The organism is Leptotrichia hongkongensis (assembly GCF_041538065.1).
Taxonomy (GTDB): Bacteria; Fusobacteriota; Fusobacteriia; order Fusobacteriales; family Leptotrichiaceae; genus Leptotrichia; species Leptotrichia hongkongensis.
In genome coordinates this window covers 17,423-42,880 of record NZ_JBGORW010000006.1, presented here as the reverse complement: position 1 = coordinate 42,880, position 25,458 = coordinate 17,423, and the positions used below count along the sequence as shown (strand labels likewise).

The following is a 25,458-nucleotide window of genomic DNA, read 5'->3' as shown; positions in this document are numbered from 1 at the left end:
AAAATGTATTAAAGGAGCTTATTAATGAATAAATCTTATATAGTTATAATTGAAATTATTGTAGTTATACTTGTCGCAATATATTCTGTCTTAACTTGGTATTTTTTTGGAAGAGATCCGAAGAGAAAGGCTGTTGTTCCTGAATTTGTAGAGCCAGATTATATTTCTTCAATGTTTGTGGCTTATATTAATGGCGAGAGGGATTCAAAGGAAATATTGAAAATTGGAATGTTGTCGTTAATATTGAAGGGATATATTTCCGAAGTTTATGAAGATGGTACTGGAAATAGAAAATATATTTTGAATAAGAAAAATAGAGATAATTTGAAATTGAGAAAGGAAACTTTGTTTCAGGAGGAAAATAATTTGCTGGATGTTCTTTCGGAAAATGATTTGTTTGGGAATAAACTAGGAATTATTGGATTTAAAAATCGAATTGTTCATTTTCTGGAAAAGAAATATAAAATGATGATTTATAAAAATAATTACTCATATTTTATTCCATTTATTTTGGGAATAGCAATTTGTATGGCTTTTACATTGTCAAAATTAATGCAGAAAGATATTGCAAGTTCGATGATTCTTACAATTTTTATATTTGGATGGCTAGCATATGTATATAGCATGCAGAGAGGATTACTGAAATTTTTATATGTAACAACTACTGTGGGCGGGTTTATTGGCGTGATATTGTATGCGGATATTTTTTTTGGAATAATTTTGTTAATTTTAGGGATAATGTTTTTGATATATGAAAAGGCAATAGGAAAATATACAGTTTCGGGACAGCGAAAAATGGAGTATATTGAAGGTTTAAAAATGTATTTTGAAACTGCTGAAAAAAATAAAATAGATAAATTTGAAAAAGAAGAAGAAAAACTTAATTATTTTAATAGAATATTTCCTTATATTATCGCACTTAAAGTGGAAGATGAAAAAATAGGAATTTTTAAGGATTCTTTGGATTTTTTAAATATAATGGGAAGTTATGCTGAAGCTCAATATTATGTTAATGAATATGTAGATAGAAAATTTCCGATTTTTAGAAAAAAATATATTTTTTGGTAAGATAAGTAGATGATTAGAAAAGTAAAATGTATTTTAGAATTAAAATAACAAAATTTTATAAATTATAAAATAATGAAATGAAAAAAAGGAGAAGAAAGTTAAAAATGAAAATAGTATATTTAGATAATGCCGCAACTACAAAAATGTCAGACAAAGTGATAGAAGAGATGACAAAATCATTTAGTGAAAATTATGGAAATCCGTCTTCTGTGCATTCATTGGGACAATGGGCAAAATCAGCTGTGGAAAGGGCAAGACATATTATAGCACAGAATTTGAAGGTTGAAACAACTGAAATTGTATTTACATCTGGTGGAGCTGAAGGGAATAATCTTGCAATAAGGGGATTTTTAAAGGCGAACAATGATAAAGGAAAACATATTATAACATCTAAGATTGAGCATTCTACGATTTTAAAAACCTTTGAGCAGCTGGAAAATGAAGGGTATGAAGTTTCGTACATTAGTGTTGATGAGAATGGAGTTGTGAATATTGAGGAGTTAAAACAGCAATTGAGGGAAGATACTGCTCTTGTTTCGATAATGTTTGTGAATAATGAAACTGGCGTTATTCAGTCGATTAAGGAAATTGGGGAAATTTTGGCAGAGAGAAATATATTTTTTCATACGGATGCAGTTCAGGCAATAGGAAAAATGAAAATTTTGCCAAAAGATTTGAAAATAAATGCTTTGACGGCAACAGCTCATAAATTTTATGGGCCTAAGGGAGCAGGGTTTGTATTTATTGATAAAAAATATTCGGTTGAAAAGGAAATCTGGGGCGGTTCGCAGGAAAGGAACAGACGAGCTGGAACAGAAAATGTTCACGGAATTTTGGGACTTGGTGTGGCACTTGAGGAAGTTTATGAAAATTTAGAAGAAATATTAGAAAAAGAAGAAAAACTGCAAAATTATCTAGAAAATAAACTGAAAATTGAAATTGAAAAACTTAGAAAAAAAATAAAAATAAATGGAGAAAAGGCCAATAGAATAAAAACAACAACGAATATATACATAGAAGGTGTGGATATTCAAATGCTGCTGGTAGCACTGGATTTAAGAGGAATCTGCATAAGCGGCGGTTCTGCATGCATGTCAGGTTCGCTTGAAAATTCACATGTTTTGAAGGCTATGGGACTTACTGACGAGGAATTGAAAGGTTCATTTAGAATTAGTATTGGTAAAGATACGACTATTGAAGAAATAGATTATTTTGTAGAAAATTTAATTGAAGTTATTTAAATATAGAATTATAAAACAGATTATCAGATAGTTTTAAAAAAATAAGAAAGCAAAATTTAACAAATTGTTAGTAGAAAGGAAATTAAAATGAATAATATAAAAGCGATATTTATGGATTTGGACGGAACGGTGCTGACAAGTGAGCATAAAGTTTCGGAAAATTTGATAAAAAAATTGAGAGAATTGGAAGAAGAGGGAGTGAAAACATTTATTGCAACTGGGAGAACCTTTATTTCATCAAAGCCCTTTGTGGAAATGCTGGGTATAAAAAATCCAGTAATTAATTATAATGGTGGGAGAGTTACAAATCCGTTAAATAATGAAGTTATCTTTGAGAAACCTGTTGAGGCACAGGATGTTAAGGAACTTATCAAAGTTTCGAGAGAAAAAGGAATTCACTTAAATTTATATATGGATGACAAGTTATATATTGAAAATGAAACAGATGAAGGTAAAAAATATTCAGAAAGCGTGGAAATTCCATATTATGTTAAAAATTTTGATGAATTCATTGGAAAAACTTCTACAAAAGCGTTATTTATTGCAGAAAATTCGATTTTACTGGAGCTAAAAAAGGAATTGGAAGAAAAATTGCCACATATTAATTTTGTATTTTCAAAGCCACATTATTTAGAATGCTTGAATAAGGAAGTAAATAAAGGGCTGGCAATAAAGGAACTGTTGAAAAAATATGATATTTCTCCAGAAGAAACAATGGCGTTTGGAGATCAGTGGAATGATTTGGAAATGTTGAAGTTTGTGAAATACGGATATCTTATGGGGAATGCTACGGAAGAATTGAAACAGGAATTTTCAAAAGATAAAATTACTTTATCGAATGATGAAGATGGGATTTATGAAGTGATAAAGGCACTTTAGGTATTTTTATAAAAATAGAAATTAGGTAGAAATTATGGAAAATAAATTTGTACATTTGAAATTGCATACGGAGTATTCACTGCTTGAAGGAGTAGGGAAAATAGATGAATATGTTGAAAAGGCTAAGGAAATAGGAGTAAAAGCACTTGCAATTACCGATACTTCGATGTTTGGGGCAATTGAGTTTTTTAAGAAGTGTAAAAATGATGGAATAAAGCCAATTATTGGACTTGAGGTGTTTCTTGACGGACTGGAGAAAGTGGGGGAATTTTCGCTTACTTTACTTGCTAAAAATCAGAATGGGTATAAAAATTTATCAAAATTGTCGTCAATTTCATATAGCAGGTTTACACGGAATAGGAATAAAATTAAGTATGATGAATTGAAAAAATATTCAGATGACTTGTATATTTTGTCAGGTGGCATAAATAGTGAGGTTATAAAGGGTATTCTGGATTTGGAAAATACTCAGGTTAGAAGGGTTATTGAGAAACTTGGTAAGGATTTTGGGGATAATTTTTTTATTGAAGTTCCTGCTGTGGAAAGGCTGGAAAAGGCTAGGAAAATGCTTTTTGACATTGTGCGTAAAAATAAATTTGATAATTTTGTTATTACGAATGATGTTTATTATCCGAATAGAGAAGATACGGTTTTGCAGAAGATTGTAGAGTCGATAAAAGCGGGAAGCAAAATTGATGCGGAAAAATCAGACAGTAGTGAAATTTTGTATGATGATTTGTATTTGAAGTCGGAAGAAGAAATAAAAAAATGTTTTGAAAATAAGGAATATAGCGAGTTTTATGAAACTGGAATTAATAATGTGGAAAAAATTGTGGAAAACTGCAATGTTGATTTTGAGTTTCATCATTTTAAATTTCCAAAATATTCGTTGCCACAAAATGTAAATGAAAAGGAATTTTTGCGAAATCTAGTATTTGAGGGGATTTTTCACAAATATTTGAAAAAATCTGTTTCAGATTCTGAAAAATTGCAGCTGGATAAAAATTTTGAGATAATTGAAAAAGAGATTGCAAAAGATGAAATTGCTGGGCAGAAATTGAAGGAAGTTAAAATTCGGGAAGAATTATTAAAGAATAATTTGGAAAATGTTTTGGAGCGTGCAGAGTATGAGCTGGAAATTATTGATAAAATGAGATACAATGGATATTTTATCATTGTCTGGGATTTTATAAAATTCTCACGTGAAAATGGGGTTTATGTTGGACCTGGACGGGGTTCTGCTGCAGGGAGCATTGTTTCGTATGCCTTGAATATTACGGAAATTGACCCGCTTGAGTATAATCTGATTTTTGAGAGGTTTTTGAATCCTGAACGTATTTCGATGCCAGATATTGACATAGATTTTGATCAGGAACAGCGGGAAATTGTTATAAATTATGTGGTGAATAAATATGGGGCGGAATACGTGGCACATATTATTACGTTTGGAACGCTAAAGGCTAGGCTTGCGATTCGTGATGTGGGGCGTGTGTTAAATGTTTCGCTTGTAAAAGTCGATAAAATCGCTAAAATGATACCATTTAATACGGAACTGAAAGATGCCTTGAACAATATTCCTGAAATTAGAAAAATGTACGAAACCGACAGAGAAATAAAAAGAGTGATTGATTATTCACTAAAATTGGAGGGGAAAGTTCGTCATGCCTCTGTTCATGCAGCTGGAGTCGTTATTTCCAAAGATGTGCTAAGCGATGAGATTCCAACTTATTCTGATGGGAAAACAAAGATTGTTTCGACGCAGTATCAAATGAAGGAACTGGAAGAGCTGGGAATTTTAAAAATGGATTTCCTTGGCTTGAAAAATCTCACAATTTTGCGAAAAACTGTGGAAAATATTGAGAAAAGAAGAAAAACAAAAATTGTATTAAATGATATTCCTCTAAATGATGAAAAAACGTATGAATTGCTTACAAAGGCTGATACAATGGGAGTTTTCCAATGTGAGTCAGCTGGAATCAGAAGCCTTATGAAGAAAATGAAAATCGAAAAATTTGAGGACATAATCGCGTTACTTGCACTGTACCGTCCAGGACCTTTGCGAAGTGGAATGGTGGATGATTTTATTAATGTGAAAAATAACAGGACAGAAATAAAATATATTGATGATTCCCTAAAATACATACTTGAGGAAACTTACGGAATAATTTTGTATCAGGAGCAGGTTATGAAAATCGTGAGTGAAATGGCAAATTATTCGCTTGGAGAAGCTGATGAGCTGCGACGTGCGATTGGAAAGAAAAATCCTGAACTAATGAAGAAAAATCGTGAAAAATTTGTAACGAATGCTCAAAAAAACGGAGTTTTATCGAAAAAAGCAAACGAAATTTATGATTTAGTGGAAAAATTTGGTGGATATGGATTTAACAAGTCACATTCGGCGGCTTATGCATTGATTGTTTACTGGACAGCGTATTTTAAGGCAAATTATCCATTGGAATTTTTTGCTGCGATAATGACAACCGAAGTGCATAATCTGGATAGATTTGTTATTTTTGTGAATGAAGCCAAGGAAAAGGGGATTAATATATTTTTGCCAGATGTGAATTTATCTGATTATGATTTTGAAATTGAAGAAAATCAGGCGGATAACGAAAATTTTGGAAAGGTTGGAATAAGATTTGGACTTTTTGCGATAAAGGGCGTGGGAGCAGGATTAATTAATGAAATAAAAAAAGAACGAAAAAATGGAAAGTTTGTTTCCTACAAAGATTTTGGATATCGGATGAAACAAAACGGAATTACAAAAAAACAGTTGGAATCGCTAATTTTATCGGGAGCATTGGATGGACTTGATGGAAACAGGTTTGAAAAATACAAGTCTATTGATAAAGTTCTAGAATACAGCCAGAAAAAATACGAATCTGAAGAAGATTTGCAAATGATTTTATTCGGAGGGAAAAAGGAAATATCAGTTGACTTCCAGATGGAAAAAAGCGTTGAGTTTCCTCAAAAAGTCTTGCTTCAAAATGAAAAGGAATATTTGGGAATCTACATTTCAAGCCATCCTTTAAATGAGAAAAAAAATCTGATAAATATAATTTTCCACAATAAAATATCAGAAATTTCCCAAAAAGAGCTAAAAAAAGTACGAATTATCGGAATAGTAAAAAACGTAAAAAAATTTACAACACGGGCTGGAAAAGAGCCAATGGTAAAATTTGAAATGGAAGATTTTCAAAAAAGCATTGAAATAATCTGTTTTCCAAGAGAATACATAACTTTTGGATATAAAATCACAGAAGGGCAGATTATGGTGCTGGAAGGAATTGTAAATTCCGAGCAAAATAAAAATACACTTATTTTAAACAACATTTGCAATATTGAAAATCTGGAAGAAAATAAAAATCTAAAATTATACATCTTAATTGATGAAGAAGTGAAAGAAAAAAATCAGGAATTGAAGCAGCTTATTTTGAAAAATAAAGGTGATAATCAAGTATTTTTAGCGTTTAAAACGAATGAGAAAAAGGAAGTTGTAAAACTGTCTGAAAAATATAATGTGAACTTGTCACTCAAGTTTATTAGGAAAGTTGCGAAATTGGTGGGTATTGAGAGAATAAAGTTGAAATGATAAAAAAATTAAAGGAGTTGAAATATGTTTTTTTTGAATAATAAGAAATTAAAAAAATCTTTTAAAGTAACATTTATAATGATAATATTTTTTGCAATAAACATTGTAACATTTTCTGCAAAATCAGAATTTTTGGCAATTGGAAATTTGAAGATTGTAAGACAGGAGCCGCTAGTTATAAAGAGGGAAGATTTGAATATTACGATTGAGAAAAATAAGACAATAAAGGTTGAGAGTGTTTATACATTTGAGAATATTGGGAATTATAATGTAAAATCGACGTTTATGTTCTGGCTGGATACGAATATTGAGAAAAGTTTGAAAGAGGATTTCAGTAATAAAAATACAAATAATCGGGGAAAATTTGTAAAAAATATAAAGTTTTTGACAGATTATAAAAAGGCACAAAACTTGAGAGCAGTTATAAAATTTGATGAAAATATTTATGAAAGTCAAGTTACAGATAGTATCCAGCGTGAATGGTTTGCCATTTCAAAAGTTATTCCGTCGATGGAAGAAGAGAAAATCGCTGTTTATTATGATTTAGTAAATACAAAATTTTCAAGAAATAAGGATTTTGTGTACAGTTTTGAGTTAGTTGACAATTTTTTTAACAAAAATAAGGCGGAAATATTGTATGTAAATGTTTATAACAAATCAGATTTAAAAATTGACAGTATAAATTTTAAAGATTATGGATTTAAGAATATTAGTAAAAATAGTACAAAAGAGCATTATGAACTGCTAGAGAGTGGAGTAAATCTGGATGGAAAAATTTCAATAAAATTTAAGTAGGGCAAATGTTGGTAATTTTGCCTGAAATGTAGTAAAATATACACAGATTAATTCAAATATAGAGAGAATCATAAAAATTGAAAAGAGGAAAAAATGAGAATTGTAGCAGGAACATTGAAAAATAGAAGAATAAAATCAAGGGAAGGAAGAGAAACCAGACCTACGCTTGAAAGAATAAAAGAGGCAATTTTCAGTATAATTGGAGAAAAAGTCGTAGATGCAAAATTTCTGGACTTGTATTCAGGAACAGGAAATGTCTCATTTGAAGCACTTAGCCGTGGTTCAAAAAGAGCGATTATGATTGAGGAAGATAAAGAGGCGCTAAGAGTAATTATTGAAAATGTGAATCATCTTGGAGTGGAAGAAAAATGTCGTGCCTACAAAAATGATGTTTTTCGAGCGATAGAAATTCTTTCAAGAAAAAATGAAACATTTGATATAATCTTTTTGGATCCACCTTACAAGGAAAATATTTCAACAAAAACGATTGAAAAAATATCAGAAGAAAACCTTTTGGAACGAGATGGAATTATAATTTCAGAACACAGCACGTATGAGAAAATGGCTGATAAAATAGGTAATTTTGTGAAATATGATGAAAGAGATTATAATAAGAAGGTAGTTAGTTTTTATAGGTTTGAAGGATAGATAAAAAAATAAAGGAGAAAAATAAAAATGGCAGTAAAAAAACAAAGTTATGAAGAAAATATTGCACAAATTGATGAAATTTTGGAAAAATTAGAAAGTGAGGAATTATCGCTAGATGATTCAATTTCTGAATATGAGAAAGCGATTAAGCTTATTAAGGATTCGGAAAAATTGCTTGAAGTCGGAGAAGGGAAAGTTATGAAGGTGCTTGAAAAAAATGGAAAAGTGGAAATGGAAGAGTTTGAATAAAGATTAAAGACAGATTTTCAAGTGAATAGAAGCAGGATATTTAAAATATTTGAGTTTAGTTTTGAAGTAAATTTTGTTCAAAATTAAGATGAGGAGATGTTAAGATGAAAAAATACGATAATTTTTTTATTCCAGTTGATGACTTGGAAATGGCAAAAAAATATTATAAAAATAACTTAGGATTAAAAGTAAAGTTTGATTTTTCGGATATGGGAATGGTAGCATTCAGTATTGATGGTGAAGAAGCGGCAATAATATTAAAAGATAAAAATAAATTTAAAGACTTGAAACAGACAATATGGTTTGAAGTAGATGATGCAAATCGTAAGTATTAGCAAATGAAAGAAAGCGGAATTAAATTTTTATCAGAACCTTTTAGAATAAAAACAGTATAATCTTATATAACTGCTTTAGAGATTATTATAAGTAAAATTGATAGCAGTTAAATCAACAAAAGAAATATATTTGAAAAAATGAATTATTAATAATTGATAAAGGCGATGAATTTTTTAAATTTTTAGGAGATTTTTGGAATAGAAAAGTTAATGAAAATAAAAATTTGAGTGACGGGGGATAAAATGTTACGGGAATATTTGAAAGAAAAAAAGAAAGTTGTGGAGAATAGCCTGAGGGAATTACTTGGGAATTACAGAAATAAATATCCTGAAAAATTGGCAGAGGCAATTGAATATGCGGTTATGAACGGAGGAAAGCGAATACGTCCTATTTTGATGTATATGATTTGTGATTTGTTTGAAAAAAATAATTGTAAAAGTTATGATAAAATTAAGGAAATTGCCAATGCGCTTGAGTTTATACATTGTTATTCACTTGTTCACGATGATTTGCCGGCGATGGACAATGATGATTACAGACGCGGTAAATTTACAGTTCATAAAAAATATAATGAAGCAATCGGAGTTCTTGTGGGAGATGTTCTTTTGACAGAAGCCTTTGGAATAATTGCAAATTCTAAAAGTTTAGGAGATAAAAATAAGGTTGAAATTATTTCGAAATTATCTGAATATGCAGGATTTTTTGGAATGGTCGGAGGTCAGTTTGTGGATATGGAGTCTGAAAATAAGAAAGTGGAAATTGACACATTAAAGTATATTCACGCTCATAAGACTGGGAAATTGCTGACTGCTGCAATAGAATTGCCGATGATTGCTTTGGATGTTGAAAGTGAAAAGCGTGAAAAAATGGTGGAATATTCAAAGTTGTTGGGAATTGCATTTCAGATTAAGGATGATATTCTAGATATTGAAGGGAATTTTGAGGAAATTGGGAAAAAATCAAATGATATTGAAAATGACAAGACTACTTATCCGAGTATTTTTGGGCTTGAGGAAAGTAAAAGGTTGTTACAGGAGTATTTGGAAAGGGCGAAAAAGATTATTTTTGATGAATTTGAGGGGAATCAGTTATTTTTAGAATTGACGGATTATTTTGGTAATAGGAAAAAATAATAAAAATTTTTTGTAAATGTTTTGAAAGTTAGGAGTTATAAAATGAATAAAAAAATAGTATTTTATGCGGGATGTGCAATTGCGTTAATGCTTCCATTAATTAAAAGTGTTCACGCTTTTGCTTCGGGAATATCTCTTCTTATGGGAATTATTCTGGCAAGTTTCAGTTTAATTCTAGTTCCAAAAAATTTAGGGAAAATACGAACACTTACGCTAAATTCAGCTGTCGTATTTTTTGGATTTGGACTTAGCATAAGCAAGGTTGTTGCTGTTGGAAGTAAAGGGATTTTTCAGACGGCAATTAGTTTGATTGTAGTTATAAGTATCGGGTTATTTTTGGCAAAAATTTTTAAAATGGAAAAGAAGTTATCACAATTAATTGTGTTTGGAACTGCAATTTGTGGTGGAAGTGCCATTGCAGCAACTTCTCCAGTAATTGAGGCTTCTGATGAGGATATTGCCTTGTCTACGGGGATAGTATTTATTTTAAACACAGTAGCATTATTTCTTTTTGCATTTTTTATAAATTATTTCAAATTAAATGCTGAACAAACTGGAATATGGACTGCATTAAGCATACACGATACAAGTTCGGTAGTATCAGCTGCAGCTTTTCACAGTACAGAAGCCTTGAAAATAGCCACAATTATGAAACTTACAAGAACACTTTGGATTATTCCAATAGTTATTGTTCTTAGCATTTTAAATAAATCTGAAAATAAGAAGATTAAATTTCCAATTTTTATATTATTTTTTATTTTAGCTTCAATTGTTGCGACAATAATAAATTTGCCGGTAATTTACAGCTTACTTACTCAAATAGGGAAAATGATGCTGTCTCTTGCACTTTATATGATTGGAACTTCATTAAATATTCAGGCTATAAAAAAAATGACTGGAAAAAATCTTTTGTATGGTATTACGCTTTGGATTTTTTCGATAATTTCAGGATATATGATAATGATGTTTTTGTAAAAAGATTAAAAATAATTATAAGGAAATGAGGTACTATGAAAATAAAAAAATTAGTGATAACATTATTAGTGATATTATCTTTACAAATGTTTGGGTTTGAGTCTAAATTGGACTACAATGTTACAAGAAGTGAAAACTATAAAATTTCTGAACAAAAAATGAAAAAAGAGTCTTTAGAAGTAAAAAAAGGTTTTGAAGCTGACAATAAAAAATATAAAAATAGAGTAAAAGTCATTATTAAAAACTTTATAGAAAATGCGATATCAAAACAATCATTTAGTGAAGATGAAATATTCGGTGCTCAGGCAATGAAACAAATGATGGTTAGTATGTTAGAAAAAAGCATTGAGCATCAAAAAAATAAAATAGAAGAAATTAGATTTTTTAATGATGAAGAAGCACAAGTTACTCAAAAAGTAAAAGTTTTTGGTAGTAAAGAGAGTGATGCAAAATTTGAAAATGAATATGAAGTTTTTAAACTTGTTTTAAAAAAACTACAATATAAAGATGCAGACGATATGATGGTTCAAATGAAAAAAATGGAGAAAAAAGAAGCTTTTTCTAAAATTATGAATGCTATAAGTGAAATTATAGAAGATGAATTAAAAAAAGAAGAAAATTATGTGGAAATGACTATAACTGTTAGTATGCATAAAGTAAATAATACTTGGCATGTAAAAAATCTAGATGAACAAATAAAGATGGTGGAAGCGATATTGTCAAATTTAGAAAACAGTATGTAAAAAAATATAGAAGGATAGATAATTATGTTTATAGAAAAGGAAAATTATTATTATATTGAAGAGTTTGAAAAATACGGTATTACAGCAGTTTATACAAAAAAAAATGCTGGAAATATGTCTGATTACTGTCCAATTGAAAATCAGAAAGAAGGAATACAGAAAAATAATCGTGAAAAGTTATTAAAGGGACTGAATTTATGCTATAAACAGGAAGTAATGGCTTTTCAAACACATTCTAACAATGTAAAAACCATTGATGAAGATACAACAAAATATTATTATGAAAAAGAAGAAGATATTGATGGATTTCTGACAAAAAGGAAAGACATTGCTATTTTTACATTTTATGCGGATTGCTTGCCGATTTTTGTATATGATAAGGAAAATCAGGTTATAGGAGCGTGGCATTCAGGATGGCCAGGAACGTTTAAGGAAATGATGAAATCAGGACTTTTGGAAATGCAAAAAAAATATGGGACGCAAGTTGAGAATGTAGTAATGGCGTTAGGAATTGGGATTGGTCAAAAGGATTATGAAGTTGGAAACGAATTTTATGATAAATTTTTAGAAAAATTTGGGAAATGTAACAGAGAAATTGTGGAAAAATCATTTTGGTTTAATGAGAAAACAGGAAAATATCATTTTGACAATACAAAATTTAATGAACTTATGGCACTCAAACTTGGGATAAAACAGGAAAATTTGATTGTAGCAGCTGAAAGTACATTTGATGAAAAATTTCATTCTTATAGAAGGGAAGGAAAAAACGCTGGAAGGGCTACGGCTATGATTAGTTTTAAATAAAAAAGGGAGGAGACAAATTTATGAAAAAAATTTTATTTTTAGTATTTTTAATGATAGAAGCAATAGGATTTTCAGTTAATTGCAATTGGTATACAGGGAATACAGAATCTGCAAGCAAAATGGTAGAACTGGTTAAAAATACAAAATTAACAGATAAAATTTATTGTGATGTAGAAAAAAATAAAATGGTATATGAAACAGAGGATAAAAATAATGATAGTTTTATGGAAGTAGGGTTAATTTATAACAAAGGAAGCAAAAAGGGACTTACCTATATTGAAATTGCTAATTATTTGGATGAATTTGAAAAGGATGTGATTAAATTATATCCTTGGAAAAATTTGACAGAGTTAGAGTATAGTAATTCTCCAGAATATTATAAATACAGAATGTATATTTACAGTCCTGAAAATAAGGATGAATTTATGATTTATATGATTCTTTATGATACAATAAATGGTGTATGGAAGCGTTTTTATAGTAAGGATTTTTGGAATAAAAATGATGAGAATGCTGTTGAAATGATAGAAATTATGGAAAAAGTGGGAGCAAGGGCAACAGATGATATAGTTTATTAAAAAAGTGATTTTTAAATAAAATAGTTTATAGAAGAGTTACACAATAATGAATAATAGGAGATAAATAATGAATTTTTTAATAAAAATATGGATTGCATTTATTTTGGACTTGATTTTTGGGGATCCGGAAAAAATTACACATCCAGTCCAGATTATTGGTAAAATGATTACATTTTTAGAAAAAAAATTATATGGGAAAAAAGGAAGCTTTGCTGGAGGAGCAGTTTTAGGTATTTTAGTAGTTGCAAGTGCATTTTTTGTAATGTATGGATTTGTGGAATTGACAAAAATTGTAAAAATTTTGGAAATTTTGGAAATTTATTTGATGTATACGGTATTTTCGGTAAAATCACTGGCTCGTGAAGGAAAAAGAGTTTATAAAATTTTAAAATTAGGAAATTTGAAAGTAGCAAGGGAAAAATTGTCTTATTTGGTTTCAAGAGATACTGAAAAGATGGATAAAGTTATGATTATTAGAAGTACAATGGAAACTATTTCGGAAAATATGGTGGATGGCGTGATTGCACCGATGTTTTATATGTTTGTGGGTGGACTTCCGCTTGCAATGGCCTATAAGGCAATAAATACACTTGATTCAATGGTTGGGTATAAAAATGAGAAATATGCAAAGTTCGGTACATTTTCAGCAAAATTAGACGATGTGGTAAATTTCATTCCAGCTAGAATTTCTGGGATTTTTATAACAGCAGCAAGCTATATTTTGAGATACAATTACAAAAATGCATGGAAAATATTTAAAAGAGACAGAAAAAATCACGCAAGTCCAAATTCAGGACATTCAGAAAGTGCAGTAGCAGGAGCATTGGGAGTACAGTTTGGCGGAAAAGTTTCATATTTTGGAAAAGAAGTGGAAAAACCAATAATAGGGGATAAGAAAAAGGAATTTAGATTAGAAGATATTAAAAAAAATATACTATTAATGTATGTTACAAGTTTTGTAGCGATATTTTGTTTTTCTGTAATTTATTTGATTGTAAATGGAATGTTCAATAGTATATTTAATTCAATTGTATATTTTATATTGTATTTTTTTGTTAATATGTTATTGTAATAAAATTATTTTTTAAATAATTTTTCAGTCCAGTAACATAGAAAATATGAAATTTTAAAATTTAATGTTCCAGTTCCAGTTGCCAGAAGATTTGTCAGTACGTGGCTTTCAAAATATTTCTGGCTTACTTTCCCAACTATAAACATTCCCACACAAAATATTAACATTCTTTTCAAATATTCAACATTTCCACGTAATTTTCCCTTGTCTTGAAAGTATAAAATATTATGCACACCATTTACAAGTAAATTTATATTTATAGCAGAAATTATTGCTCCAACTAAATATCCAAAATAAAGTTCTACATAGTTAAAAATTATTCCTAGAAAAAGGAGAAGTATCGCAATAAAAATAGAAATAATGTATGCTTTTTTTATGTTTTGTGGCATTTTTTCCAACATTTTTATTCCTTTCAAAATATATAATTATTTTATGTTATTTACCTGCTTTATAAGTGACCAATAGCCAGAAATTGCTCCTATTATCAAAAAAACGATTAGGACAAGCGGCTGATCCGTTTTGAACAGATATTTTTTTAAAAGTAAATAAAAGCCTAGCATAATTAATATTGGTAACGCCAAAATATAAACCATATTTGTTGCAAGGGCAAAATATTTCATTAATTTACTGTTTTTTCTATTTTTTAATTCTTTTTCATTATTATGTCTGCCTAACTTTTTTTCTATTTCAAAAATCTTTTGTTTTCGTTTTTCTTCCTCTTGTGAAGTTTTCTCGTTGTCAACTATTTTATTTTCATTTTCTAAGATTTCTTTTTTGTCTTCTAATTCCATAATATAACTTCCTTTTACACTTTTATTTAAATTTTTAATTCATAAAATTAGTAATTATAATTTTTTTAGTACAAAAAATATTCTGCTTTCTCCAAATTCAGGATTAGAAGCAGTATCAAATACTTCAAAACCATTATTTTGAACAGTTTCCACAATCCATTCAGGCTCGTAAATAAATTTATGCTGCACTTCGTTGTATTTTCTGAATAAGTTATCATTTTCATTTTCACGGATAAACAAGTCAATTTCTACTAGATGTTTTTTCTCACTTAACTGTTCATGCCGCCAAATACTCGTATATTCAGGCTCTTCATCCAAAAATATATTATTTTCAAATATTTCCTCAAAAATATCTTCTGTTACAGCATCAAAAATTAAATATCCGTCTTTTTTCAAATTTTGATTACATTTTTTGATAAATTTTAAAAATTCCTTTTCATTTTTTAGATAATTTACAGTGTCAAAATTACAGATAATATAATCAACTTGTTGAATTTCATTATTTTCATTTATATTTTCATAATTTATAATGTTCTCTTTTACTAATTTGTAATTATTTATAAAATTATTTTTTAATAACTTTTTTTCAGACATTTCTAGCATTTTTTCTGATAAATCCACTCCAATAACTGTAAATCCATCTTTTAAAAATCGTAATATAAATTCTCCTGTTCCACATCCTAAATCAAGAACAGTTCCCTTTTTCTTGATAAACATTTGTAAAAATTTATACCATTCGTCATAATTTACATATTTCATAAAAACATCATAAATTTCAGCAAATTCCTTGTGCATTATTTTCCTCATTTCATTATTTTAATAATATACTCAAACCTATTTTAAATTAAACTGCTAAAATTATATAAATTTATGGTTTGAGTAAAATAGTCATAGCTTTTGAGTTTGGTTTTAAATAAGTTTTACTATATTATAACATTTTTAATATAAGTTGTGAACTTCAAAAACAAAAAAATACACCTAAGATAGTTATTTCTCTGGTGTATTTTTAAGACAGAATATTTAATTAATCTACAAATAATAAATTTGTGATTTTTTCAATGTAAGGAATTTTAAATTCTTTTTCCAAGATTGATGAAGCAGTTGCAATAATTTGTAAAATAGTTAAAACGATAAAAATTAGAGCAAATAAAATATTCCCAACGACGATAACAAAGTTTAATAATGATGATACTAGTAATAAAACTGTTATTGCTAATGTTTGTTTTGAATATGTTCTAACAAAATTGTTTTCACTTTCTAAAATTAATGCAAAAATTGGAATGACTAATCCACCAATTAATGTAAAAAAACTTAAATTTACAAGAAAAGCTGCTGCGTTTGCTTTTAATCCAGCAATTGATTTTTGTTCACTTATTTTATTGTTCATAACTCCTCCTAATATATTTTTATATTTAAATTATTCCTTTTGCTTAAAAGAATTTTAACATAAAAAATTTAAAAAATCAAATTCAAAATTACTTATATGAAAATTTTCTAGTAGTTCACAAATCATATTAAAAATGTTATAATATCAAATAGCAATAAAAAAGGGTGAGAACATTGAATATTACTTTATATAGAAAATATCGGCCCCAAAATTTTGATGAAATTGCAGGACAGGAATTTGTGTTGCGGGCGATAAAAAATTCCTTAAGAGAAAATAAGCTGTCACATGCGTACTTATTTACAGGGCCACGTGGTGTGGGAAAAACGACTATTGCAAGGCTTATTGCGAAAGGTGTGAATTGCTTAAATAGTGAGGATGTGACAGATAATCCTTGTGGGGAATGTGAAAATTGCCGTGAGATTTCTCAAGGGATTTCTATGGATATGATTGAAATTGATGCGGCTTCTAATCGTGGGATTGATGAAATTAGGGAACTGAAGGAAAAAATAAATTATCAGCCTGTTAAAGGAAGAAAAAAAATATATATAATTGATGAAGTTCATATGCTTACAAAAGAGGCATTTAACGCACTTTTGAAGACATTAGAAGAACCACCGTCACATGTTATATTTATTCTTGCGACAACAGAGATTGATAAAATACCAGACACAGTTATTTCTAGATGTCAGCGGTATGATTTTTTGCCGATTGACAAGGAAGATATAAAAAAATTGCTAAAAAATGTGGCTGAAAAAGAAAATATTACAATTGACGATGCAAGTCTTGATTTGATTTATCGTAAGTCTGAAGGAAGTGCAAGAGACAGTTTTTCTATTTTTGAGCAAGTTGTGTCAAATTTTAATAACGAAGAAATTGATATCACAAAGACGCAAAATGCTTTGGGAGTAGTGCCTGATGTAATTTTGGAAGAATTTTTAAATCTGATACGAGAAAGTGATAAAGAAAAACTTGTAGATTTTATTGATAAAATTTGGGAAGATGGACTTATAATCGAAACTTTTTTGAAAGATTTTTCATATTATCTGAAAGAGCAGTTTAAGAAAAAGACTGACTTACCAGTAAATTTTCTGCTGGATACAATAAGTGCGATTTTTTTTACTTTAAATGAGTTTAAATATGAAGAAGATAAAAGATTGCTTGGCTATGTTCTGATTCACGAACTTTATAAAAATCAGAAAAATAATTTACAAAGTATAAATTCTAGTGAAACTGTTTCTTCTTTTGACAAAAATTACATAAAAGAAGTGTCTAGCAATATTTATGAAAAAGTTATAAGCCAAATTTCAAAAAATACTAAAATAGCAAGTTTGGCTTCTACAGCTGAAACCCAAGAAAAAGAAAATATGGAAAAAACTCCAAAATCAGAAAGTACTACAAAAAATTATGATATTTCAATTTTTTCTGAAAATTGGGAAAAAGTATTGCTGGGGATAAGAAAAGAAAGTGTGATGCTTGGAGCATTAGTAATTGAAAGTTTTCCAGATAGAGTGGAAAATGGTGTATTATATATAAGATTTCCGAAGGAGCAGAAATTTCATAGTGAACAAATTTTACTGCCAGAGAAAAAGGCCAAAATTGAAAAAGTTATTAATCATATTTGTAATTCAGATATTACAATTCATACTTTTCTCGAAAGTGAAAATTCACAAAATGAAGAAGACAAGTTTATGCAAAATGCAGTTAAATTTTTTGGTGGAGAGATTTTAGAAAAAAAATAATTTTAAATATAGTAAAACTGCTTTAAAACAAAACTCAAAAGTTATGACTGTTTTATTCAAACCCTAAAAAGTAGTTTAATTTTAAGTAGGTTTGAGTATATTTTAAAACATAAGAAAAATTTTAACATATTCAATAAAGCTATTAGCAAGGAAAGGGATGATAAATATGAAAATTAAAGTTATTTTGAAAGAAAATATAAAAGGTGTTGGGAAAAAAGATGAAATAGTAGAAGTTAAGGATGGATATGCAAATAATTTTTTGTTAAATCAAAACAAAGCAATACTTGCAACGCCTGAAAATATTAATAAATTGAAGGCAAAAAATGAAAAAATTCAGAAAAATCATGATAAAGATGTAAAAAACGCAAATGAACTAAAAGAATTTTTGGCAGAAAAAGAAATTGTCTTAAAAGTGAAGGCTGGAGAAAATAACAAAGTATTTGGATCAATTGGGGCAAAGGAAATTGTAGAGGCTTTGAAAGAACAGCTGAATGTTGAAATTGATAAAAAGAAAGTATCTGCCAGTTCAAAAGTTAAAGAAATTGGATTACACAATGTAGAATTAAAACTTCATTCTGAAGTTAAGGCAAATTTAAAAGTTAGAGTTGAAGCAAAATAATTTTAAAAAAGATATGAGATTATCAAATATATTAAAGTACTGTATGCTTTAATTTTGATTTTTAAATTGTATTATTATAGAAAATAGAAAGTGAGAAATTTTAAAAATGGGATTATATGATCTGGAAGATGAGGAAAATAGCAAACCTTATAGTATAGAAGCCGAAGAGGCGCTTCTTGGCTCTGTCTTTATAAATCCCAATGTTATAGGTGACATTGTTGATATTGTAACGGTGGAAGATTTTTACAAAAATAACTATAAGCTGATTTTTTCCGAAATGATAAAGGCTTATAATATGGGTAAAATAATTGATGTGCTTCTAATAATAGAATCTCTAAAAAAACAGGAACTGATAGATGAAATTGGCGGAGAGAATATTATTTACGACTTGACGGAAGTTGTGCCTACTGCTGCGAATGCTGTTAATTATGCTCAGATTATAAAAGATAAGTCTGTACAGCGTCAGTTAATAGATATTGGTGAAAAAATTGTAAAAATGGCTATGCGAGGATATGATGAAGTTGACACAATGCTTGATAAGTCAGAAAGCATGATTTTTAAAGTTGCAGAATCTAAGCAGAAAAAAGATATTGTACCTCTGTATGAATTAGTTCAAGGTAAGATAACCCAAATGGATAATTATACAGATAATAAAGGTAAAATAACTGGTATTTCTTCGGGATTTGAGAGATATGACAGTATAACAAGCGGCTTTCATGGCTCGGATCTTTTGATTCTTGCAGCACGTCCTGCAATGGGAAAAACTGCATTTGCATTAAATCTTGCAATAAATGTTGCAAGACAAGGTAAAGGTGTACTTATATACAGTTTAGAAATGGGAAATGAGCAATTATTTGACAGGCTTGTAGCAAGTGAGGCAAAAGTAAGATTAAAAGCCTTAAAAGACAGTACTTTGTCTTCAGAGGAAATGATAAATTTAGGAAATGGTCTTGGACGGCTTTCTGAAATGCCAATTTATATTTCGGATTCTTCAAGTGTAACAATGCTGGAAATAAAGGCAACTGCAAGAAGACTTAAGTCTGAAGGTAAACTGGACTTTATGTTAATTGACTATTTGCAGTTAATTAGTCCTTCTGAAAATTCGAGAAAAAGCAGGGAACAGGAAATATCTGAAATTTCACGATCGTTAAAAATACTTGCAAAAGAATTGAATATACCAATTGTAACATTGTCGCAATTATCACGTGGAGTGGAGCAGAGAGTCGATAAAAGACCGATTTTGTCAGATTTAAGGGAATCAGGGGCAATTGAGCAGGATGCGGATATGGTAATGTTTTTGTACCGTGAAGAGTATTATCACAAGGACACTGCTCAGGAAGTAAATAATCTGAATATTCCACAACAATATGTGGAAAAACCAAAACCGGAACCAAAAGATGACGACAATAAATTAGAAAAAGTCGAATTAATAATAGGAAAACATAGAAGTGGACCTACTGGAACGATAGAACTTGGATTTAGACCAAGCTATCAGCAATTTGTAAATGTGGTAGATGATGAATTTGCACCATTGCCACAATAATAATTTTAAGTAAAAATAGATTTAAAGGAGATAAAAGAGAAAATGGAAAACAGAAAAAGGGTAGAATTATTAGCACCAGCAGGAAATATGGAAAAATTAAAGACAGCATTTCACTTTGGGGCTGATGCATGTTTTGTTGGAGGAAGTTCATTTAATTTGAGAGGAATGTCTTCAAACTTTAAAAATAAAGAATTAAAGGAAGCTGTAGATTATGTACACAGTTTAGGTAAAAAAATATATGTTACATTAAATATTTTTGCACACAATACAGAAATTGACTATTTACCAAGATTTATAAAAAAATTGGATGAATTTGGCGTAGATGCTGTAATCGTAGCTGATCTTGGAGTGTTCCAGACAGTAAGAGAACACGCTCCAAATCTTAAAATTCATGTAAGTACACAGGCAAACAATACAAACTGGATGAGCGTGAAAACTTGGAAGGATTTAGGAGCAAAAAGAGTTATTCTAGCTAGAGAAATGTCTCTAAAAGAAATAAAAACAATTCGTGAAAAAGTACCAGATGTGGAAATAGAAGTATTTATTCACGGAGCAATGTGTATGGCCTACTCGGGAAGATGCTTACTAAGTAACTATTTTACAAACCGTGATGCAAATCGTGGAATTTGTGCACAGGACTGCCGTTGGAACTATAAAGTAATTGCAGAAGGTCATGAAGAAACAGGAGCTCATGACATTGTTGAAAATGAAGAAGGAACATATATGTTCAATGCCAAAGATTTATGTTCTATTGAATTTATCGATAAAGTAATTGAAACAGGAGTAGATTCATTAAAAATTGAAGGAAGAATGAAAAGTATCTACTATAATTCAACTGTAGTAAAACAATATAAAAGAGCATTGGATAATTATTATTCAGGAAATTACAAATATGATCCAGACTGGCTGAAGGAACTTAAAACAATCAGCCATAGACAATATTCAAATGGATTTTATTTAGGGCCTACTTCTGAAAAAGATCAAAATTATGAAACAGGACTTTCTTATAGCCAAACATATAGACTTGTTGCAAATGTACTTGAAAAAGTTGATACAAATAAATATAAAATTCAGATAAGAAATAAAGTTTATGCAACTGAAACTTTGGAATTGGTACGTCCAATCGGAGATGCTGTTAAATTCAAAGTAGAAAACTTTTTAAACACAAAAAATAACGAATTTCAAGAATATGTAAATCCAAATACAATCGCTATTATTGAGACTGATGTGGAAATGGGACCGATGGATTTAATTAGAATTAAACTGCCTGAAGGACAATCGGATAGCGATATGGATACTGAAGATTTTTAATTTAAATAAATTATAATTTAATTTAAATTTTAACAAATAAAAAGCATTGAAAATAAAAGATAGTATTTTTTAATCTTTACTAAACTATTTATTCATTGAAAATTATTTAAAAAAAAAGATAAAAAACTATACAAATCAAAAAAAATGAGTTATAATTATCTATATCCAAATAACTTTTTATTTTTAGGAATAAAAATTTTGGAGAAATAAAAATTTTAAAGAAAAATAGAAGTGGAGATAATTATGAGAGAAAAAATATTAGTAATTGAAGATGATCCTAAAATTTCAAGATTATTAGAAATTGAATTAAAATTTGAAGGATTTGATGTATTTTTTGCATACGATGGTAAAGAAGGGCTAAATATGGCAAAATATGGTTCGTATGATATCATCTTGCTAGATGTTATGCTTCCTAAGATGAGTGGAATGGAAGTATGTAAAAGGATAAGGGAAACTTCACAAGTACCTATCATTATGCTTACTGCAAAAGATGAAATTAGTGACAAAGTAGTTGGATTTGACTACGGAGCAGATGACTATATGACAAAACCATTTTCAAATGAAGAATTGCTTGCAAGAATAAAAGCTCTTCTTAGAAGAACTAAAAAATCTGTTGTTCACAAAGGTGTATTTGAATTTGAAGATTTGACAATTAACTATTCAACTTACGAAGTGTTCAGAGATTATGGAAAAAATTTAATTCAATTATCAAAAAGGGAATTTGAACTTCTTGACTTTTTAGTATTAAATAAAGGAATTGTTTTATCAAGAGATAAAATCTTGGAAGAAGTTTGGGGATTTGATTATATTGGAAATGATAATATTCTTGATTTGTATATTAAATATTTAAGAGATAAAATTGACAGACCTTATGAGAGAAAATTTATTCAGACTGTAAGAGGAATCGGATTTATTTTTAAATAAGGAGTAAAGAATGAAAAATTTAAAATTAGAAGATCGTATTTCAGCAAATTACGCTCTTCTATTTTTGGTATTAATATTAGTTTCTAATATTATTCTTGTTTATTCACTGCAAAGGCAGTCAAATAAAGTGCTTGAAATTTCTGCAGGCAGTAAAATGGAAGAAATAAATAGTTTTTTGGATAAAGTTGGAATTTTTTCTGATAAGACAAATGTGCTTACACTTGACTTTAATCCTGAAGTCGTTGAGGGGAAAAAGGTTATTCATGTAAAACCATTTAACCCTGGAGAAGACAACTATTTGTATGTACTGGAAATAAAACAAAATAAAGATTCTGTAATTCCAATTAATACACTTGGAGACACTGATACCGAAGAAGCCTCAATGACTAACGAAAAAATGATTAACTTGCTTGAAGGCTTTAATCTGGAAGATAATAATTCAGAAGGTAAAATAATAAATATTGAAAAAAATAAATATTTTGTCTTTAAAGTGAGCAGAGAAATAAAAAATTATAAATTTAACATTTATACGTTAAAAAATGTAACGCAGGAAAATCAAATTTATAAAAGATTAGAATACCTTGTTATTTTATTTACGATAATTGGTGTTGTTATAACGATTATTGTATCAAAAATAATGAGCAGAAGAATTTTAAAGCCAATTAATAATGTAATAAAAACAGCAAAAAGTATTTCAACAGATGATTTGAGTAAAAGAATAGAAATACCAAAAGAAGAAGATGAACTGCAAAATTTGACACTTATTATAAATGAAATGCTGGATAGGCTGGAGATTTCATTTGAAAATCAGACAAAATTTGTATCCGATGCTTCACATGAATTGCGTACTCCACTTGCGATTATAAAGGGATATGCAGAGATTATACGAAAACGTGGGATGTCAGATATTGATATATTTGTGGAGTCGATAGATTCAATAATTAGTGAAACAGATAATATGCGTAATTTAATACAAAAGCTCCTATTCTTAGCAAAAGGTGAAATCACAAAAATTAATACAAAATTTGTAGACATTGACGCAAATGAAATGATTCATCAAATTCATTCTGATACCGTAGTTTCTAATAAAACGCATAATTTTCATCTTGAGATGGGAGAAAATTATAAGATTAAAGGAGATGAAACCTTGCTTCAGCAAGCAATCAGAGCCTTAATTGAAAATGCTACAAAATATTCAGAACCACATACAAATATTTATATTAAATCAGTTATTAAAGATGGATTTGGACGGATTTCAATCAGAGATGAAGGAGTTGGAATTTCTGATGAGGATGCAAAGAGAATCTTTGATAGATTTTATAGAGTTGACCTATCGAGAACAAAGGCAACTGGTGGAACTGGGCTTGGACTTGCGATAGTAAAACGGATTGTAGAAATTCACAATGGAAAAATTGAGATAGAATCTAAAATGAATGAGGGAACGGAAATTTCAATTGTACTTCCAATTGGAGAAAATATAGTAAAAACGGAAGAAGAAAATGTTAAGAATGTAAAAAAGGAAAGAACAGAAAAGAAAAGAGCGGTATTTAGCTTTTTGAAAAAGGAAAAAGAACATAAACATAAAAAAAGAAAAAATAGAAAGGGAAAATAATGGCTAGAAAATATTTTGGAACTGATGGAATGAGAGGAGAAGCCAATAAAGACTTAACAATCGACTTAGTAACACGTCTAGGGCTGGCTCTTGGATATTATTTGAAAAAGCATAGAAAAAAAGCTGGAAAGCCAAAAATTATTCTTGGAACTGATACAAGAATTTCAGGTTATATGATTCGTTCAGCTCTGACAGCTGGACTAAATTCTATGGGAGTAAATATTGATTTTGTAGGAGTGTTGCCTACTCCAGGAGTTTGCTATCTAACTAGAAAATTAAAGGCTGATGCGGGAATTATGATTTCTGCTTCACATAATCCTGTAAAGGATAACGGAATAAAAATATTTAGTCAAAATGGTTATAAATTACCTGATTCAGTTGAAGAGGAATTAGAAAAATTAATGGAAAAAAAGGAAGAACTTTTAAAACATCAAGTGCCAGGAGATGATTTAGGAACATTTAAATACGTGGAAGATGACATGAGAATTTATTTAGATTATCTAACTTCTACTGTAAAAACTAATTTTTCAAAATTGCGAATTGTAATTGATACAGGAAATGGTGCGGCGTATAGAATTGCTCCAAAAGTTTTTCAAGCCTTGGGAGCAGATGTTGTTGTAATTAATAATATTCCAAATGGGAAAAATATTAATGTTAATTGCGGATCTACTCATCCAGAACTTCTTCAAGATGTAGTAAAAGTTTATAAGGCTGATTTAGGTCTTGCTTATGATGGTGATGCTGACAGATTGATTGCTGTTGACAATACAGGTGAAATTATAAATGGAGATTTGATTATTGCGATTATTGCTGAATATATGCAAAAGAGAGGACTTTTGAACGATAATAAGGTCGTGACAACTGTTCTTAGCAACATGGGATTTGAAAAATATCTGGATGAAAAAGGAATTGGACTAATTCGTGCAAATGTTGGAGATAGATATGTTCTTGAGAAAATGAAAGAATATGGACTAAATATTGGCGGAGAGCAGTCCGGACATATTTTAATGCTTGACTACAACACAACTGGAGATGGAGTGCTATCGTCGATTCAACTTGTTGCAGCTATTTTAGAAAGCGGAAAAACATTGCATGAACTTGTAAAAGGAATAAAATTATGGCCTCAAGATTCTAAAAATATCTTTGTTGCAAAAGAGAAGAAAGCAACTTGGGAAACAAATAAGGAATTAATCGATTTCATAAAGGCAAAGGAAAAAGAAATTGCTGGAAAAGGTAGAATTTTAGTAAGAGCTTCTGGAACAGAATCACTTATAAGAGTAATGGTTGAAGCAGAAAGTCAAAAAATTGTTGATAAATACGTAGCAGAATTAAGTAAAAAAGTGGAAGAAACACTTTGCTAATTAGAAAAAATGTTTATAAAAAAAGAAAATCATAGTTAACTAGGCTATGATTTTTTTC

At 29.2% G+C, this 25,458-nt stretch carries 25 protein-coding genes; 21 read left to right on the top strand and 4 right to left on the bottom strand.

What is annotated here, in order from left to right; translation table 11 throughout:
• The first annotated feature begins 24 nt into the window (after window positions 1-24).
• The 14 genes from ACEG17_RS05735 to cbiB all read left to right on the top strand — a co-directional run bounded on the left by ACEG17_RS05735 (window position 25) and on the right by cbiB (window position 14,113).
• Window positions 25-1,068 (top strand): DUF2207 family protein, encoded by a 1,044-nt coding sequence (locus ACEG17_RS05735; protein ID WP_372582920.1) that lies wholly within the window; start codon window positions 25-27, stop codon window positions 1,066-1,068.
• A 104-nt stretch (window positions 1,069-1,172) separates the two neighbouring features.
• Window positions 1,173-2,309, top strand: a complete 1,137-nt coding sequence (locus ACEG17_RS05730) for a cysteine desulfurase family protein (RefSeq protein ID WP_372582919.1) — start codon at window positions 1,173-1,175, stop codon at window positions 2,307-2,309.
• Between the two features lie 87 nt (window positions 2,310-2,396).
• Window positions 2,397-3,188 (top strand): Cof-type HAD-IIB family hydrolase, encoded by a 792-nt coding sequence (locus ACEG17_RS05725; protein ID WP_372582918.1) that lies wholly within the window; start codon window positions 2,397-2,399, stop codon window positions 3,186-3,188.
• 34 nt (window positions 3,189-3,222) lie between these two features.
• Window positions 3,223-6,780 carry a DNA polymerase III subunit alpha gene (gene dnaE, locus ACEG17_RS05720; RefSeq protein ID WP_372582917.1) on the top strand — a complete coding sequence of 1,186 codons (3,558 nt, stop codon included), beginning with the start codon at window positions 3,223-3,225 and terminating at the stop codon, window positions 6,778-6,780.
• A gap of 24 nt (window positions 6,781-6,804) precedes the next feature.
• Complete coding sequence (locus ACEG17_RS05715; RefSeq protein WP_372582916.1) at window positions 6,805-7,575, top strand: hypothetical protein; 771 nt, start codon at window positions 6,805-6,807, stop codon at window positions 7,573-7,575.
• Between the two features lie 93 nt (window positions 7,576-7,668).
• A complete protein-coding gene (rsmD, locus tag ACEG17_RS05710) occupies window positions 7,669-8,223 on the top strand; it encodes a 16S rRNA (guanine(966)-N(2))-methyltransferase RsmD (RefSeq protein ID WP_372582915.1) in 555 nt (184 codons plus the stop codon).
• Between the two features lie 27 nt (window positions 8,224-8,250).
• Entirely contained in the window at window positions 8,251-8,472 is a 222-nt protein-coding gene (gene xseB / locus ACEG17_RS05705) for an exodeoxyribonuclease VII small subunit (RefSeq protein WP_071125410.1), read from the top strand.
• Window positions 8,473-8,576: 104 nt separating this feature from the next.
• Entirely contained in the window at window positions 8,577-8,807 is a 231-nt protein-coding gene (locus ACEG17_RS05700; RefSeq protein WP_372582914.1) for a VOC family protein, read from the top strand.
• A gap of 243 nt (window positions 8,808-9,050) precedes the next feature.
• Window positions 9,051-9,941 carry a polyprenyl synthetase family protein gene (locus tag ACEG17_RS05695; RefSeq protein ID WP_372582913.1) on the top strand — a complete coding sequence of 297 codons (891 nt, stop codon included), beginning with the start codon at window positions 9,051-9,053 and terminating at the stop codon, window positions 9,939-9,941.
• Between the two features lie 42 nt (window positions 9,942-9,983).
• Complete coding sequence (locus tag ACEG17_RS05690; protein WP_372582912.1) at window positions 9,984-10,916, top strand: YeiH family protein; 933 nt, start codon at window positions 9,984-9,986, stop codon at window positions 10,914-10,916.
• Between the two features lie 35 nt (window positions 10,917-10,951).
• Window positions 10,952-11,659, top strand: a complete 708-nt coding sequence (locus ACEG17_RS05685; RefSeq protein WP_372582911.1) for a hypothetical protein — start codon at window positions 10,952-10,954, stop codon at window positions 11,657-11,659.
• A gap of 24 nt (window positions 11,660-11,683) precedes the next feature.
• Window positions 11,684-12,463 carry a purine nucleoside phosphorylase YfiH/LACC1 family protein gene (locus ACEG17_RS05680; protein ID WP_372582910.1) on the top strand — a complete coding sequence of 260 codons (780 nt, stop codon included), beginning with the start codon at window positions 11,684-11,686 and terminating at the stop codon, window positions 12,461-12,463.
• 20 nt (window positions 12,464-12,483) lie between these two features.
• Entirely contained in the window at window positions 12,484-13,041 is a 558-nt protein-coding gene (locus tag ACEG17_RS05675) for a hypothetical protein (protein ID WP_299570941.1), read from the top strand.
• A gap of 67 nt (window positions 13,042-13,108) precedes the next feature.
• Window positions 13,109-14,113: an adenosylcobinamide-phosphate synthase CbiB gene (cbiB, locus tag ACEG17_RS05670; protein WP_372582909.1), complete on the top strand. Its 1,005-nt coding sequence runs from the start codon at window positions 13,109-13,111 to the stop codon at window positions 14,111-14,113.
• 5 nt (window positions 14,114-14,118) lie between these two features.
• Here cbiB and ACEG17_RS05665 read toward each other — a convergent pair whose 3' ends face one another.
• The 4 genes from ACEG17_RS05665 to ACEG17_RS05650 all read right to left on the bottom strand — a co-directional run bounded on the left by ACEG17_RS05665 (window position 14,119) and on the right by ACEG17_RS05650 (window position 16,291).
• Window positions 14,119-14,514, bottom strand: a complete 396-nt coding sequence (locus ACEG17_RS05665; protein WP_372582908.1) for a hypothetical protein — start codon at window positions 14,512-14,514, stop codon at window positions 14,119-14,121.
• 24 nt (window positions 14,515-14,538) lie between these two features.
• The gene (locus ACEG17_RS05660) at window positions 14,539-14,904 is read right to left on the bottom strand and encodes an AtpZ/AtpI family protein (protein ID WP_299574259.1); all 366 of its coding nucleotides are present in this window, start codon (window positions 14,902-14,904) and stop codon (window positions 14,539-14,541) included.
• Between the two features lie 54 nt (window positions 14,905-14,958).
• A complete protein-coding gene (locus ACEG17_RS05655) occupies window positions 14,959-15,699 on the bottom strand; it encodes a class I SAM-dependent DNA methyltransferase (RefSeq protein ID WP_147006461.1) in 741 nt (246 codons plus the stop codon).
• 229 nt (window positions 15,700-15,928) lie between these two features.
• The gene (locus ACEG17_RS05650) at window positions 15,929-16,291 is read right to left on the bottom strand and encodes a magnetosome magnetite crystal formation protein family (RefSeq protein WP_372582907.1); all 363 of its coding nucleotides are present in this window, start codon (window positions 16,289-16,291) and stop codon (window positions 15,929-15,931) included.
• 173 nt (window positions 16,292-16,464) lie between these two features.
• Here ACEG17_RS05650 and dnaX point away from each other — a divergent pair, with 173 nt between their 5' ends.
• From dnaX to glmM, 7 genes are all read left to right on the top strand, one after another.
• On the top strand, window positions 16,465-18,030 hold the full coding sequence (gene dnaX / locus ACEG17_RS05645; protein ID WP_372582906.1) for a DNA polymerase III subunit gamma/tau: 1,566 nt from the start codon (window positions 16,465-16,467) through the stop codon (window positions 18,028-18,030).
• Between the two features lie 166 nt (window positions 18,031-18,196).
• Window positions 18,197-18,649, top strand: a complete 453-nt coding sequence (gene rplI / locus ACEG17_RS05640) for a 50S ribosomal protein L9 (RefSeq protein ID WP_039901469.1) — start codon at window positions 18,197-18,199, stop codon at window positions 18,647-18,649.
• Between the two features lie 106 nt (window positions 18,650-18,755).
• A complete protein-coding gene (gene dnaB / locus ACEG17_RS05635; RefSeq protein WP_372582905.1) occupies window positions 18,756-20,192 on the top strand; it encodes a replicative DNA helicase in 1,437 nt (478 codons plus the stop codon).
• A gap of 42 nt (window positions 20,193-20,234) precedes the next feature.
• Entirely contained in the window at window positions 20,235-21,503 is a 1,269-nt protein-coding gene (locus tag ACEG17_RS05630) for a peptidase U32 family protein (RefSeq protein ID WP_147005957.1), read from the top strand.
• A gap of 243 nt (window positions 21,504-21,746) precedes the next feature.
• Window positions 21,747-22,427, top strand: a complete 681-nt coding sequence (locus ACEG17_RS05625) for a response regulator transcription factor (protein WP_021744742.1) — start codon at window positions 21,747-21,749, stop codon at window positions 22,425-22,427.
• Window positions 22,428-22,437: 10 nt separating this feature from the next.
• Entirely contained in the window at window positions 22,438-24,039 is a 1,602-nt protein-coding gene (locus tag ACEG17_RS05620; RefSeq protein WP_372582904.1) for a sensor histidine kinase, read from the top strand.
• Complete coding sequence (gene glmM, locus ACEG17_RS05615; protein ID WP_372582903.1) at window positions 24,039-25,400, top strand: phosphoglucosamine mutase; 1,362 nt, start codon at window positions 24,039-24,041, stop codon at window positions 25,398-25,400. The genes ACEG17_RS05620 and glmM overlap by 1 nt, the downstream gene beginning before the upstream one ends.
• Window positions 25,401-25,458 lie beyond the last annotated feature (58 nt).

Excerpts from the sequence above, each read along its gene's own strand:
- ACEG17_RS05735 (WP_372582920.1), top strand. The coding sequence starts at position 25 with ATGAATAAATCTTATATAGTTATAATTGAAATTATTGTAGTTATACTT.
- ACEG17_RS05730 (WP_372582919.1), top strand. The coding sequence starts at position 1,173 with ATGAAAATAGTATATTTAGATAATGCCGCAACTACAAAAATGTCAGAC.
- ACEG17_RS05725 (WP_372582918.1), top strand. The coding sequence starts at position 2,397 with ATGAATAATATAAAAGCGATATTTATGGATTTGGACGGAACGGTGCTG.
- dnaE (WP_372582917.1), top strand. The coding sequence starts at position 3,223 with ATGGAAAATAAATTTGTACATTTGAAATTGCATACGGAGTATTCACTG.
- ACEG17_RS05715 (WP_372582916.1), top strand. The coding sequence starts at position 6,805 with ATGTTTTTTTTGAATAATAAGAAATTAAAAAAATCTTTTAAAGTAACA.
- rsmD (WP_372582915.1), top strand. The coding sequence starts at position 7,669 with ATGAGAATTGTAGCAGGAACATTGAAAAATAGAAGAATAAAATCAAGG.
- xseB (WP_071125410.1), top strand. The coding sequence starts at position 8,251 with ATGGCAGTAAAAAAACAAAGTTATGAAGAAAATATTGCACAAATTGAT.
- ACEG17_RS05700 (WP_372582914.1), top strand. The coding sequence starts at position 8,577 with ATGAAAAAATACGATAATTTTTTTATTCCAGTTGATGACTTGGAAATG.
- ACEG17_RS05695 (WP_372582913.1), top strand. The coding sequence starts at position 9,051 with ATGTTACGGGAATATTTGAAAGAAAAAAAGAAAGTTGTGGAGAATAGC.
- ACEG17_RS05690 (WP_372582912.1), top strand. The coding sequence starts at position 9,984 with ATGAATAAAAAAATAGTATTTTATGCGGGATGTGCAATTGCGTTAATG.
- ACEG17_RS05685 (WP_372582911.1), top strand. The coding sequence starts at position 10,952 with ATGAAAATAAAAAAATTAGTGATAACATTATTAGTGATATTATCTTTA.
- ACEG17_RS05680 (WP_372582910.1), top strand. The coding sequence starts at position 11,684 with ATGTTTATAGAAAAGGAAAATTATTATTATATTGAAGAGTTTGAAAAA.
- ACEG17_RS05675 (WP_299570941.1), top strand. The coding sequence starts at position 12,484 with ATGAAAAAAATTTTATTTTTAGTATTTTTAATGATAGAAGCAATAGGA.
- cbiB (WP_372582909.1), top strand. The coding sequence starts at position 13,109 with ATGAATTTTTTAATAAAAATATGGATTGCATTTATTTTGGACTTGATT.
- ACEG17_RS05665 (WP_372582908.1), bottom strand. The coding sequence starts at position 14,514 with ATGTTGGAAAAAATGCCACAAAACATAAAAAAAGCATACATTATTTCT.
- ACEG17_RS05660 (WP_299574259.1), bottom strand. The coding sequence starts at position 14,904 with ATGGAATTAGAAGACAAAAAAGAAATCTTAGAAAATGAAAATAAAATA.
- ACEG17_RS05655 (WP_147006461.1), bottom strand. The coding sequence starts at position 15,699 with ATGCACAAGGAATTTGCTGAAATTTATGATGTTTTTATGAAATATGTA.
- ACEG17_RS05650 (WP_372582907.1), bottom strand. The coding sequence starts at position 16,291 with ATGAACAATAAAATAAGTGAACAAAAATCAATTGCTGGATTAAAAGCA.
- rplI (WP_039901469.1), top strand. The coding sequence starts at position 18,197 with ATGAAAATTAAAGTTATTTTGAAAGAAAATATAAAAGGTGTTGGGAAA.
- dnaB (WP_372582905.1), top strand. The coding sequence starts at position 18,756 with ATGGGATTATATGATCTGGAAGATGAGGAAAATAGCAAACCTTATAGT.
- ACEG17_RS05630 (WP_147005957.1), top strand. The coding sequence starts at position 20,235 with ATGGAAAACAGAAAAAGGGTAGAATTATTAGCACCAGCAGGAAATATG.
- ACEG17_RS05625 (WP_021744742.1), top strand. The coding sequence starts at position 21,747 with ATGAGAGAAAAAATATTAGTAATTGAAGATGATCCTAAAATTTCAAGA.
- ACEG17_RS05620 (WP_372582904.1), top strand. The coding sequence starts at position 22,438 with ATGAAAAATTTAAAATTAGAAGATCGTATTTCAGCAAATTACGCTCTT.
- glmM (WP_372582903.1), top strand. The coding sequence starts at position 24,039 with ATGGCTAGAAAATATTTTGGAACTGATGGAATGAGAGGAGAAGCCAAT.